General features: G+C 65.3%; 16 protein-coding genes. 11 read left to right on the top strand and 5 right to left on the bottom strand.

The features are described from left to right. The 3 genes from JW364_RS23485 to JW364_RS23475 form a co-directional block, all read left to right on the top strand. On the top strand, window positions 1-420 hold a 420-nt coding region (locus JW364_RS23485), incomplete at its 5' end, for a hypothetical protein (protein ID WP_205334539.1). 25 nt (window positions 421-445) lie between these two features. After that, a complete protein-coding gene (locus tag JW364_RS23480) occupies window positions 446-1,345 on the top strand; it encodes a hypothetical protein (protein ID WP_068971537.1) in 900 nt (299 codons plus the stop codon). Window positions 1,346-1,661: 316 nt separating this feature from the next. Then, on the top strand, window positions 1,662-2,351 hold the full coding sequence (locus JW364_RS23475) for a hypothetical protein (protein ID WP_068971538.1): 690 nt from the start codon (window positions 1,662-1,664) through the stop codon (window positions 2,349-2,351). Window positions 2,352-2,363: 12 nt separating this feature from the next. Here JW364_RS23475 and JW364_RS23470 read toward each other — a convergent pair whose 3' ends face one another. From JW364_RS23470 to JW364_RS24610, 5 genes are all read right to left on the bottom strand, one after another. Next, window positions 2,364-3,242 (bottom strand): hypothetical protein, encoded by an 879-nt coding sequence (locus JW364_RS23470; protein WP_068971539.1) that lies wholly within the window; start codon window positions 3,240-3,242, stop codon window positions 2,364-2,366. Between the two features lie 78 nt (window positions 3,243-3,320). Continuing rightward, the gene (locus JW364_RS23465) at window positions 3,321-3,692 is read right to left on the bottom strand and encodes a hypothetical protein (protein ID WP_068971540.1); all 372 of its coding nucleotides are present in this window, start codon (window positions 3,690-3,692) and stop codon (window positions 3,321-3,323) included. Then, window positions 3,692-4,210, bottom strand: a complete 519-nt coding sequence (locus tag JW364_RS23460; RefSeq protein ID WP_137811023.1) for a hypothetical protein — start codon at window positions 4,208-4,210, stop codon at window positions 3,692-3,694. The genes JW364_RS23465 and JW364_RS23460 overlap by 1 nt, the downstream gene beginning before the upstream one ends. An 80-nt stretch (window positions 4,211-4,290) precedes the next feature. After that, window positions 4,291-4,545 (bottom strand): hypothetical protein, encoded by a 255-nt coding sequence (locus JW364_RS23455; protein WP_068971542.1) that lies wholly within the window; start codon window positions 4,543-4,545, stop codon window positions 4,291-4,293. A 90-nt stretch (window positions 4,546-4,635) separates the two neighbouring features. Further along, a complete protein-coding gene (locus tag JW364_RS24610; RefSeq protein ID WP_171011716.1) occupies window positions 4,636-6,039 on the bottom strand; it encodes a site-specific integrase in 1,404 nt (467 codons plus the stop codon). Window positions 6,040-6,277: 238 nt separating this feature from the next. Here JW364_RS24610 and JW364_RS23445 point away from each other — a divergent pair, with 238 nt between their 5' ends. From JW364_RS23445 to JW364_RS23410, 8 genes are all read left to right on the top strand, one after another. Further along, window positions 6,278-6,556: a hypothetical protein gene (locus JW364_RS23445; protein ID WP_068971544.1), complete on the top strand. Its 279-nt coding sequence runs from the start codon at window positions 6,278-6,280 to the stop codon at window positions 6,554-6,556. An 11-nt stretch (window positions 6,557-6,567) separates the two neighbouring features. Beyond that, window positions 6,568-6,861 (top strand): WhiB family transcriptional regulator, encoded by a 294-nt coding sequence (locus JW364_RS24700; RefSeq protein WP_189340118.1) that lies wholly within the window; start codon window positions 6,568-6,570, stop codon window positions 6,859-6,861. A gap of 47 nt (window positions 6,862-6,908) precedes the next feature. Then, the gene (locus JW364_RS23435) at window positions 6,909-7,148 is read left to right on the top strand and encodes a hypothetical protein (protein ID WP_068971545.1); all 240 of its coding nucleotides are present in this window, start codon (window positions 6,909-6,911) and stop codon (window positions 7,146-7,148) included. Further along, window positions 7,145-7,630: a hypothetical protein gene (locus tag JW364_RS23430; protein ID WP_068971546.1), complete on the top strand. Its 486-nt coding sequence runs from the start codon at window positions 7,145-7,147 to the stop codon at window positions 7,628-7,630. The genes JW364_RS23435 and JW364_RS23430 overlap by 4 nt, the downstream gene beginning before the upstream one ends. A gap of 120 nt (window positions 7,631-7,750) precedes the next feature. Next, entirely contained in the window at window positions 7,751-7,999 is a 249-nt protein-coding gene (locus tag JW364_RS23425; protein ID WP_137811022.1) for a hypothetical protein, read from the top strand. Then, window positions 7,996-8,559, top strand: coding sequence for a hypothetical protein (locus JW364_RS23420; RefSeq protein WP_137811021.1), 564 nt, complete (start codon window positions 7,996-7,998; stop codon window positions 8,557-8,559). The genes JW364_RS23425 and JW364_RS23420 overlap by 4 nt, the downstream gene beginning before the upstream one ends. Window positions 8,560-8,757: 198 nt before the next feature. After that, on the top strand, window positions 8,758-9,951 hold the full coding sequence (locus tag JW364_RS24470; RefSeq protein WP_068971548.1) for a hypothetical protein: 1,194 nt from the start codon (window positions 8,758-8,760) through the stop codon (window positions 9,949-9,951). Beyond that, a complete protein-coding gene (locus JW364_RS23410) occupies window positions 9,948-11,654 on the top strand; it encodes a hypothetical protein (RefSeq protein ID WP_137811078.1) in 1,707 nt (568 codons plus the stop codon). Before JW364_RS24470 ends, JW364_RS23410 begins: the two co-directional genes overlap by 4 nt. Window positions 11,655-11,844 lie beyond the last annotated feature (190 nt).

Raw genomic sequence — 11,844 nt, 5'->3', positions numbered from 1 at the left:
CCCGAACACCCCCTCGTGGGGCTCCTGGACCAAGCCCTCACCCGCGACGGCTGGAGCGAACAAATCCAGCAGGCCATGAGCGACCCCGCCCTCCTGCAATGGACCGTCATCCTCCGCACCGCCGCCAACCGCGCCAAGATCGCGTGGCGCACCGGCGCCACCCCGGACGACCCACGATTCGCCGCCTGGCGCACCCAAACCCTCCAGGCCCTCGCCGACGTCTCAACGCCCGACCAGCGCCACCCCAACGGCGCCCTCGCGAAGTATCTGCGCTACCGGCTCACCACGACCCCCGCGCGACCCGCCACCGGCCAGCGAGCCATCTCAGCCAGCATCCGCGCAGAGGCGATGCTCGCCGCCACCAGCGGAGACCCGCGCACCGCCGCGAACATCACGCGGCTACTCATCCGCAGCGACTAGCCACCGACCACAGGAGCCCTCACAGATGACCAAGCGCAACCCCGGAGTCCGCTACCACCCGGCGCGACCGCTCGACAGCGCGCAACAGGTGCTCGACGGCCTCGACAAACTCCTCGCCGAAGCCGCCGAACACGGCATCCAGCCCACCAAAGCCGTCGCCGCGACCCGCGAAGCCCTCGCCGACGTCATCCTCGAAGAGGCACAGACCGACAGCGAGATCGCCGACGTTGCCCGCCACCTCGACGGCGCCGCCGACGACGCCCTCGACGCCCTTGCGCGCGAAGACGCCACCCCCCAACAGCGCAGCGAAGCCGCCGCCCGCGTCATCTCCGGAGCGACGCCACAGACCGCGCGGCAACTGACCAAAATGCGCAACCAAAACAAGTTCCGCCGCGCCCGCGAGGCCCATAATCACCTGCACCGCCTTGGCGACGCTCTCGTCGTCGACCTCCTCCGACCGTGGGCGCTGGCCATCGTCACCGAGCTAACCGAGGAGCCCCACACAATCGCCGACCACGTCGTCGCGGGGAAGTGGCAGGGGATCATGGCCGCAGAGGAATTCCGGCAGGAACACTCGATCATGGCCGACGACATCCGACGCTGGACCAGCATGCCGAGCCGCCACTCGCTGGAGTACCGGCGACTCCGCGCGATTCAACTCGTCGCCGAGTTCGAACATTTGACCAACGTCACCGACGAGTTGCGCCGACGCGGAATCCTGCCCGACCTCGACCCCGAGCAAACCACCGCGACATCGGCCTCGCTCTACTTCCAGGACCCGACCAAGCTCGCCGACGCCGCCTCCGTCGGCGCCCGCACCGTCCTGTGGTTGTGCCAAGGCATCATCGCCGGATCCGGGCCGACCATCCGCACTGCCGCCGAAGCGGTCTCGGCACACAAGGAGGCCCCCGCAATGGCCAACTGAGAACTTGGGACGACCGTTCCTCCGGTTCGCGGGCCACGTCAACGGGACCGACGAACCTGTAAGGGGGCCAGCGCCAGACGCGACCACGCAGCCCGCGTCCCGGCAGCTTGGGCGGTACCTATCGACCTTCGCCCTCGACGTCCCCTGCGGTCGTCCCTTCCAAGCCCCGTCGCCTGGCCAATAGAACCGAGTGCGTGCCAAACCCCACCTCTCCGGGGCGGACAGCTAACCGAAGTAACTCACTCACCCTCGGTCAGGCGGCGGGCCAAACCCTCCACCAGGCGACAGCCTGACAACTAGCAACTTAGGAGCCACCATGGCCGACATCCTCGACGCACTAACCATCGAAGAGGGCAGCGGCCCATGGACCCGAGGCCCGCGCGTCATCGACCGCCCCGACCGCAACATCTCGACCGCCCTCGTCGACGTCTGCTCACCCGCGTACCCGCTTCCGGTCATCGAAGAGCCCGAGCCCCTCGGCGACGAAGCGCGCCCCATTGCCGCACTCGCGTATGCGGTCGTGCCGACCCGGTGCGAGCCCGCCGAGTACGAAGCCGCCGTCACGACCGCGATGGCCCGCTCGACCCCGTACCAGGCCGCGAAACTCCTCTGGCACGGCAGCGACGTCGAAGACGCGGATGACCCGTTCATCGCACACACCGACGTCCAGACCATCGCCGCACAAGCCGACCCCGTCGACACCGTCGCCGCCCTCATCAACGCCGCCTACGCGCGCCATCCGTGGATTGCCCCGGTCCTGCACGTAGGCACCGCCATGGCCCTCCGTCTAGCGCTCGCGCTCAACAGCAGCGGAATCCCCTGGGTCACCTCACCGGCCTACCCGCTCAACGGTCTCGCCGTCACCGACCGCGAGTCGCTCAAGATCCTCTTGTCGCCCATCGAGAGCACCGCCTCCGTGCAGATCGACGTGAATCGCAAGCAGATCGAACTCAGCCGGTTTGTCTCCGTCGAATTCGACCTCACCAAAACCACACGCGTGGAGTAACTTTCACCCTTCTCACCACGACGCAGCCTCGTCCGGTTCCTCGTCGACGATCACGCCGTCGATGACATCGTCGGATGGCAACTGCTCAGGTGCGACATCCTCGGCCACCGGAGGTAAAGAGAACTTCGACAGGTTCGCGCCAAGTTCGCGCACCTCTGTCACCACCGTGTTAGCGCTGTCCAGCACCCCAGCGAACCCACTCACGACATCATCAGCGGTGGCCAAGCAAGTCAGGGTGATCCCCACCGCGTAGACCAACTTCGCCTTCGCACTAGGCCCGGTCGTCGGCTTCATCGCCTCCGTAGACCCCGCCGTCACCAGCTTCCCCGCCGCATCCTTGACCGGAGCAACCCCGAACAAGCCAACGGACTCCATCAGCCATTGCAGCTCTTCGATCTTCCGCCGTAGATCGCGCACGACCGGCTCCGGTAAGCCCGCGTCGGTGAGCACCGCATTCCAATGCTCCAAGATTCCAGCGAAACCCCTCTGGGTCGTCGCGTCCCACCGACCGCCTCCGACGCGCATGGCCTCAAGGGTGGTCCCCAGATGTCCGAGAGGTCGGATCTCATTCGGACCCGCAATCTCTTTCCCGGCACACGACCAGTCCTGACTCGGCGCGAACGCCCCGTGCCACGACGGTAGGTAGACATCGAAGTGCTCGCTAAGGTTCGGATCGCTCTGCACAATCAGCCTCACGTGATCGAGCAAGTTGAGAGTCTGGGCGTGACACCTGAGAAACTCCGTCGAACCAAAGGGCACATCCCCGAAGGCACTCACCATCGACGCGTAAAACGAAGCACCGTTGTTCTTCAGATAGACGGTCTTTGCGATCCGGTAGAGAGCGGTGGCGGGATTACTGGGATGGACGACCTCGTCGGTTTCTTCTGTCATGCAATTGAGTATGTCCGGCCACACCCACAGAACGATGCACAAGTCGCGTGCCTGTGGATAGATCAATCCACAGCCGCGCTAGACAGCCTCGGAGTAGCAGAACCCCAGAGCCCCCGGACCCACGACACCAAGCCGATCCCGGAACCAACAGACCACCGCATCACCGACGAGACCGACGTCGGCACTCAAGAGCACGCCATCCGAGGCCAAGTCATTTACGGACCAGGTATCCGGCTCCAGGTCCTCGACGACAACCTCATCGACGAGAGCCACCCTCGACAACCGCAGAATCCAACCACCCTCAACCCGCATGACATCCGCGCAGTCAACAAGCTCGTCATCCTCGACAGCCTCACCGTCACCGATGTCGAGAATGTCGCCGTCGTCCATCGTTTCGAGGCTCTCAATGAGCCAGCGCCGCATGTGATCCCAGTCCTGACGCACCTTCATCAACGAACACCCGCCCGCAACTCCGCGTGAACCGCGCTCATCCGGTCCATAGACGCCCGCGACCGACGCATCTCTTCAAGTATGGCCGCGCGCTGCATCTCGCCGGTCATCTTCGAGGCGCTGGCCATGATCGGCGTCAGTTCCCTCGACCTCCGCCGTTCCGCCAAAATCTCCTCGATGAGTTCAGCCTCACGCGCCGCGACAACATCACGCCGAGTGGCGCGAGCGATCCGCCGCGCACCGAGGACAGCCGCCCTCGACGGCACAGAAGGACGCGCACGCTCGACCGGCTCGTCGCATAAACCCGAAGCCGCAGCTTGTCGCCGAACTTCCTCGGCGTCCCAGCGCGCGACCTCCTGAGCGATCATCGACCGCACGGTGAGTTCACGGAGCACCGGACGCCGCCGCGACCGCGACCGGGCGCCCAACTGCGCACGCAACGCCCGATCCAGCGTCCAGACACCGCCGCGACGCCTGTAGATGACCGGGCCAGGCTCAACCTTCACCATGCCGATCACAAGGGATTCGTCCGACGCATGGACGAGGGCGAAGACGCGGTCACGCGGGCCGACGCCCGCCGACGTCGGCGCTGGCCCGCTCATGTCGCCGCATCCCATCGCCAGGCGTCCGGCTTGTCGAAGTCCACGAGAACCGCATACCGCCCGCCCTCGTCGTCGCTGGCCACCCGGAACGACCCTGTATAGCCCCGCGCCCGCAACGCCTTGTGGACGCTCCCATCGGCGAACGAGACGCCATCGGGCAGAGGTAGCCGATGACCGGATGGTGTGCCCCGGTTCTGCGCCGCGCGCATCCGGGCCAGCATCGCGGCGTCGCCGCGTGTCAGCTCACCCATGACGCCAACCGCCCGCCACAGCGGCCCCCGCACAACGCAGAACGCTGACCGGGTCCGAAGACCCGGCCAGCGCTAGGAAACTCTCAGCCGTCATGCGCCGATTGTATCTACCTTTGTGTCAACCGCCGAGCCCTTAGTGACCACGAGAACTTGCCCACCCGCGCGCTCGCCCATGAGCTTCACGTACTCGCGATCCCACGACTCACCGATCAGGCTTAGATCCTCCGCGAACAAGTCCGAGTAGATGTCGAGGGTGATGCTCGCGCGGCTGTGTCCCAACTGCCGTTGGACCTGGTGAACGTGCATCCCTCGTCGCACCATTTCCGCTGCCGCCGTATGCCGCAAATCATGCGGAGTGATGAGCGGATCACCCTCGGCATCAACGAATCCCGCCGCAATCACCGCAGGCGCAAAGCGTCGCGTCGCCCAGTTCTTTCGTCGTAGTGGCTTCGATTCGCCCTTTGCTTTACGACCACCCTGTTGGAACACGAAGGACTGCGGACTCCGGCCCCCGCACACCGCCCGCAGCCGGTCTGTGATGAACGCCGAGAGGCTGACTTGGCGCGGCTTGCCAGACTTGGGGGAGCCGAGCTTCACACCCTCTGAGGTCTCCACCGCGTTCAACCGGATCCACGCCGTCCGACCGCCGAAATCAATTTCCCCGATCTGCAAACCCGCCGCCTCGCCGAAACGCAAGCCCACCTCGGCGAGTAGGAGGAGCAGGGTTTCATTCTCCGTGTCGCCATCCTCACCGACCATCGCCGCCGCCAACTCGAACACCTGAGACGACGTCAGATATACCCGGCGCTCCATCGCTTCGCGGTTCGCCTTCGGCAGCTCGACATCTCGACAAGGGTTGCGGCGCAGACGGCCCGCCTTGACCGCAGCGTTGCAGATACCCGACAGCACCACCAAGCACTCCGAGACCGACGACCGACTCAACCCCTTGTCCCCGGTAACCGTCGCCGCACGACCGCTCGACAACGAACCGACCCACGCCGCGATGCCCTCGAAGTCGAGATCCACCAAGGCCACATCACCCCAGCGCGGCAGAATGTGCGCGTTGTAGCGATTGCGGTAACTCGACGCCGTCGACGCCGCCTTCGTCGCCAAGTACGGCAACCACACGTCCTCGGCGAACTCGGCCACCGTCATCGCACTGCGATCCGCGCGCACGTACTCATGCCGAGTCACGTCAGCCATTTGATCGTCTAACCACCGCTGAGCGTCACCCTTGGTCGCGAACCCCTTACCCACCTCACGACCATCCCGCGCAACGAAACGTGCCTGCCAGCGAAGCCCCTTACCGTGCCGCGCAGTAGGGGAGAACTTCGACGCACAAGCCCCACCACAACGCTCACCCTCTGGCAGTGCTGTCCGCGAGTGCCAGCGGTCCAGCACACCGCTTCTCACGTTGCGCTTGGTCTTCGCCGCCGTCGTCTTCGTAGCCATCGGGATCCCCATCGTCTGCACCGGAGTTGCTTGGTTGTCCACAGAATACCTCACATTGACCGCTGGTGTTACTGCGGTCTCAAACAAATCTCGAACCCTCCACCGACGCTGCAAATAGCCAACTAAAGGCCAAATCCCCAGGAGCACAACGGCTAGTTGCACAAGCCCCGGACATAGTGCCTGGTCAGAGGTGGTTTTGGTGCTGGACAAACTCGCACAGTCAGGCGTAAACATGTCCCCACAACAGAGCAACACCAACCAACTAGGAAGTTGTAAAAGCATGGGACACAACGACAAACGCCCAACACCGACGATCATCGCGCGGCCCGTCATCACCGACCCCGACGAGGTCGACGACAACACCCCGGATTCGCGGATGGTCTCCGTCGACGTCGCCTCCGCGCTCACCGGCTTCTCCGTCGGCTCCCTGCGCACCATGCGCAACCGCAAGTCTGGCCCGCCGAGCTTCGTGCTGCGCCACAAGCTCGTATACCGGCTGGGGGATTTGCGCGACTACTTGACCGAGACGTACACCTCGACCCTCGTCACCGAGGCCTGAGGCGCCGGGGAGTGCCGGATTACAACCGCCGCGCCCGGACCCCTCCGCCGCGTGCCGTGTCCGCCAACGGGAGCTGCATCGGCCACGCCGACCGATTCGACCTTGACATCCTTCCAGGCGAGACCACATGGCAGCGGCGACAGCGCCTGGCCAACGCCGAAGCCACCTGCGCCCGCTGTCCAGTCCTGGCCGCATGCCGCCGTTGGGCGCAATCCCAACCGACGAATTCGTTTCACGGTGTGGTTGCGGGACAACGGTTTCGGTCACATTGGTACCCGAAGACGTCATCGAAGAAGCCCGCCTAATGAAACGGCCCGCGCCCCCTAGGGAAGCGCGGACCGCAGGAGCCGTCATGCGCAACGACCACCCGATTGTATCAGCCCTTGTAGCAACTGACCTCGTCGATCTCGCCCGAGTCGACTCGGCGACCTACCGCCGCCGTCAGGAATCCGCCCGAAGCGTCGTCCGCATCACCGGCGCGCCCGAGGTACTCGCCGACCTGCGCGCCCGCCTCGACGAAGCGCTCGCCGCCACCGACCCCGCCCGCGCCGCCGTTGCGCTGGCCTCGACCATTGGGGAGATCACCCGATGACCGACAAGAGCAAACCGCCCCAGGACGTCGACTACTCCATCGCGTCGCAGCTTGTGTGGTGGGCCGACGACACCACCTCGTCATACCGCGACGACGGCGAAGACCACTACGAACTCGCCCGCCCCAACGACTACGTCGACGACCCGACGCGGCTCCGCCCGGTACTCGTCGCGCTTCTCCAGCGCCTACGTCAAGAGTTCCAGGACGCCCCGACGCGCAACCAGCTCCGCGTCATCGCCGCCCTGCGCGCCGCATGCAAGAACGCACCCCGCGACTTCGACCGCCGCGACATGCTTCTCGCCGCGATGACCATTCTCACCGTCCTCCGAGGCGCCCCCACCGACCTCGGAGACGACCTCATCGCACGACGCCTTGTGCCCGTCGCCGCCATCGCCGCCGACATCGTGGTCGGCCTCATCGGCACCGAAGCCGAACGCCGCGACCAAGGCCTACCGCCCGATCCGCACGCGATCATCGACTGAGTGCATAGTGTCCTGAGTTTGATTAATTGCCAACGCGCACAACGACTCTGGTGATTGAAACCCGATGAGACCGGGCGTACTGTCCAAGGAAAGCCCGAACAAGACAAGGAACGATCAGAAATGCCCATGCGAGCCCCCACCACGCCAATCGAACGCGAGCTACGGCTTGCCCACAGCCACTACGCGAATGCTCACGGTCGGCCCGACGCTGACGAACTCCGACGGCAGGTGAAGGTGCTGCGCGCCCTCAACGCCCTCGACAAAGGCCTGTCCGACCTGGCGATGACCGAGACCGAGCGCGGACGGTTCTTCGCCCTCCTCGCCGGTGCGACCGTGATCGACGAGACCGAAACCGAGGTCGCAGCATGACGACACGCACGCGGATCTACCTCGCAGGAAAAATTGACAAGAACGACTGGCGACACGACGTTGTCCCAGGTCTACATGGCGCGACCTACTACGAGAGCGACCGGCACTATGACCTCCCGACATGGCCAACGCTCCCGATCAACGATCACTACGCCTACGTCGGCCCCTACATGACCTCTGACGACCACGGTTGCGCCCACGGCAGCAGCATGCACGGCAACGGCACCGACTCCTGTTGCATCGCACCAGATAGCCCCACAGCCATGCGTCGAATCATCAAGGGCCGATGCATCCAGGCCATCCGAGACTGTGACCTGTTCTTCGCCTGGCTTGGCCACGACGACGCACTCAGCGCATACGGAACGCTCAGCGAGATCGGCTACGCCGCCGCGCTCGACAAGCGAATCGTCATCGGAACCAACTGCGCCGCGCGCTACTGCACATGCCCACAGGACAACCTCTGGTTCGCAAAGCTCTTCGCACGCGACGAGGCCCTAGTACACGCCGATAGCGCCCCGGCGGCACTAGAGCACGTCTTCAACGGACGCGTGCCCGTCTAGCCCGAGCAGCTCCGCCGCTCACTCCCACCACCCCCAGGCCTCCCAGACCTCCCAGACAAAGCGAAAGCCCGCCGGAGAGACATCCGACGGGCCTTCAAATAGCGGAACGGTCTGGGACCGAATCACCACCTCGCACGGTCGATTCTACCCGCCGAACCGCTAGCAGGCACCACCGCAACGGCAGAGGCAGGACACAGAGTGAAGATCGAACCGCACGCACTAACGCATCCCCGCACCCGCACCGACGCTGACTGGCGAGCGGAGGTCGCGGCACTGGTAACCCCGGCGAACATCACGCAGGCCACAGCCCTCCACTACGCCACGGCCCTTGGCGTCATACCGATCAAGGTCTACGCCCACGACGGCGCCCGCATCCCCGAGACCGGCACCACCGGCGCCGTCGCCCTCCCCGAACCCGCCACCATGGCCGCACACATCGCAGCCATGGACGACACCCACCAACTAGGAATCCGACTGCCCGCCAACATCATTGGCATCGACATCGACACCTACGACGTTCAAACAGCCGGCGGATTGGTCCACAAGCGCGGCGGCACCACCATCACCCGACTCGAAACCGAGCTAGGGCCACTGCCCCCAACCCTCTGGTCAACCCGCCGCGAACCCCAAAGCGACGCACCCCACCACCGCACCGGCATCCGCTTCTACCGACTCCGAGAGCGGACGTTGCGGTACTACAGCCGCCGTGGACACCACTTCCTGCAACTCCGCGACATCCCCCCGCACGTCGAGACCATCGCGTTCTCCTACCGCTACGCCGCCGTCGCACCCACCACCGCCGACGGACTCACCTACACCTGGCACGCCACCGACGGCACCGTCATCGACCCCCTCGACATCCCCAACGTCGACACCCTCGCCGAACTACCCGACCCATGGGCCGCATACCTCATCAAGCCACCGAACACCCGACGCCGCACCAACCTCCGCCCACCAGGCGAACCCAGCGGAGGCGGCGCCACCTACGCCGAGCGCGCCGACACAGCCGACGCATGGTGTGCCGAGAACATCGCGCATTGGACCTCCGAGCCCGACGAGTACATCAGCGAACTCGCCAACCGCTACATCACCGACCTCGGCGCCGGTAGCCGTCACCTCACAGCCCTCCAGGGCACGCACGCCCTCCTCCGCGCCGCCACCGGCAGCCAAGAGTGGCCCGGACACCCCGGCGGACAAAAGGCCCTCACCAAGCTCGCCGAAGCGTTCCTAGACGCGAAGCCGACTCCCACCGCCCTCGGCGACTTCAACCGACAGTTCGCCAACGCCGTCGACAAGCTCGCAGCCGACATCGACAGCGGAGACCTCCGCCCCAGCCCCGCCAGCCTCGTCCCGCCCCGCTGGTCCACCGCAACAGAATCGAGCGCGCAATGACCGCCGAGCCCGCCTACAACGACGACTTCGACGACGAGAACACCGACTCCACCGTCGACATGCCCCCCTGGATGGCCGAGGGCAAAAGCGTCCTCCCCAACAACGTCCTCGGCATCACGCCGGACCCGGCGCCCCTCGAAGTCCCGGACTACGAGCCCGACGAACCCGCACCCGTCGACGGCCCCCAGGACGCCGAGGATCAACCCGAGACCGACGAAGGCCCCCAGGACACCGCCGACGACAGCAACACCACCACGGACGAGGCTGACGCGATGGACGCCCCTGACAACGCCGACGCGGACACCACCGCAGCCGACCCGGAAGACCCCGAGGACCCCGCCACGCCCTTCACCGACCCCACAACGCACACCGCCGCCGCAAAAGCGATCTACGCCGACGAGGACGCGCAGTTCTGGGACCGCCGCCAATCGCTCCGCAACATCCGCGACTACGCCGATAACGGCTATGCCTCCCCGTGGGGAGTCCTACTGTGCTGCATGGTTTTCGCCCTCCACGACGTCCCCCACACCGTCGCCCTCCCACGCATCGGACGCGTCGGCAGCCCCGGCAGTCTCAACTTCTTCGGCGCCATCGTCGCCGAACCCGGCGGCGGCAAGGGCCAAGCCACCGGCGTCGGAGCCGACTTCATGGGCCATAACCGCGACCAAGACGTACCCATCGGCACCGGCGAAGGACTCGTCAAACAGTTCATGCGCCCGATCACGCCCACCCGAGCCGCCCAGATCAAGAAGGACGGCCTCATCATCGACTCCTACGTCAACGGCTCCGACACCTACGAATGGGCACGCCGCGCAGTCAACCTCGACGCCAGCGAAGTCGGCACCCTCGAAAAGCTCGCCGAACGCGGCGGCGCAACCCTCGACGAAGTCCTCAAGAAAGGATGGTCCGGCGAACAACTCGGATTCGGAGTCGCCGCCAACGACAAACGCGTCATCGTCCCCGGCAACGCCTATCGCCTCACGATGCTTGTCGGAATCCAGCCCGAACGCGGCGGCATCCTCTTCACCGACGACGCCCGCGCAGGGGGCACACCGCACCGCTTCATCTTCGCCGAGGCCCGCGACAAACGCCGCATCGAAACCCTCGGCCTCAAGACCAGCCCGCCGCCGATTCCGCCCCGATTCGACCGCAGCGTCTTCAACCACCTCGGAGGCCCCTGGACCTCACCCTGGCCCAACGAGTTCCCCGTACCCGCCAACATCAAAGAAGAAATCCTCGACGCCATCCTCGGCGGTGTCGGCCTCGACGGCCACCGCGCACAAGCCCGCGAAAAGGTCGCCATTGCGCTGGCCATCCTCGACGGTCGCCGACACATGAACCAAGAAGACTGGAACCTCTCCGCCATCGTCATGGCCAAATCCGACGAACAACGCACCAAGATCGAATCCGCCCTCCGAGCCAAACGCCAACGCGCCGCCACCGCCCGAGGCACCTCCCGAGGCCACGAAGAGATCGCCGCCGAGAAAGTCCGCAACAACGACCGCACCGAACGAGTCGCCGAAACCCTCCGCGACAAGATCAGCCAAGCAACCGCCGAAGGCAAACCCATCAAGCGCGGCGACCTCCGCAAGGCCCTTAACTCACGCGACCGCGACGCCTACGAACCCGCCATCAAGCTCGCCGCTAGCTACGGGTGGATCACCGGCAACGACACCGACGGGTACACCACCAACCCACAATGAGCGTCCACCCGACCAAGGCAGGGGTGGACAGGTGGACAGGGTGGACACCAAAAATGGGTGTGGGTGAATGGTGGAATCCTTTTAGAAGATGAATTTACATACATATATATAACTACCTGGGGTTATTAGGTCACCCTCATACGGATTCAAATTTTGACCCAGACCCCCTGTCCACGTGTCCACCCTGTCC

It is taken from the genome of Gordonia sp. BP-119, from assembly GCF_016924115.1.
GTDB lineage: Bacteria > Actinomycetota > Actinomycetes > Mycobacteriales > Mycobacteriaceae > Gordonia > Gordonia hongkongensis.
This window is presented reverse-complemented; position numbering and strand designations above follow the sequence as displayed.

Excerpts from the sequence above, each read along its gene's own strand:
- JW364_RS23465 (WP_068971540.1), bottom strand. The coding sequence starts at position 3,692 with ATGAAGGTGCGTCAGGACTGGGATCACATGCGGCGCTGGCTCATTGAG.
- JW364_RS23480 (WP_068971537.1), top strand. The coding sequence starts at position 446 with ATGACCAAGCGCAACCCCGGAGTCCGCTACCACCCGGCGCGACCGCTC.
- JW364_RS23410 (WP_137811078.1), top strand. The coding sequence starts at position 9,948 with ATGACCGCCGAGCCCGCCTACAACGACGACTTCGACGACGAGAACACC.
- JW364_RS23435 (WP_068971545.1), top strand. The coding sequence starts at position 6,909 with ATGCGCAACGACCACCCGATTGTATCAGCCCTTGTAGCAACTGACCTC.
- JW364_RS23430 (WP_068971546.1), top strand. The coding sequence starts at position 7,145 with ATGACCGACAAGAGCAAACCGCCCCAGGACGTCGACTACTCCATCGCG.
- JW364_RS23470 (WP_068971539.1), bottom strand. The coding sequence starts at position 3,242 with ATGACAGAAGAAACCGACGAGGTCGTCCATCCCAGTAATCCCGCCACC.
- JW364_RS23420 (WP_137811021.1), top strand. The coding sequence starts at position 7,996 with ATGACGACACGCACGCGGATCTACCTCGCAGGAAAAATTGACAAGAAC.
- JW364_RS23475 (WP_068971538.1), top strand. The coding sequence starts at position 1,662 with ATGGCCGACATCCTCGACGCACTAACCATCGAAGAGGGCAGCGGCCCA.
- JW364_RS23425 (WP_137811022.1), top strand. The coding sequence starts at position 7,751 with ATGCCCATGCGAGCCCCCACCACGCCAATCGAACGCGAGCTACGGCTT.
- JW364_RS23445 (WP_068971544.1), top strand. The coding sequence starts at position 6,278 with ATGGGACACAACGACAAACGCCCAACACCGACGATCATCGCGCGGCCC.
- JW364_RS23455 (WP_068971542.1), bottom strand. The coding sequence starts at position 4,545 with ATGGGTGAGCTGACACGCGGCGACGCCGCGATGCTGGCCCGGATGCGC.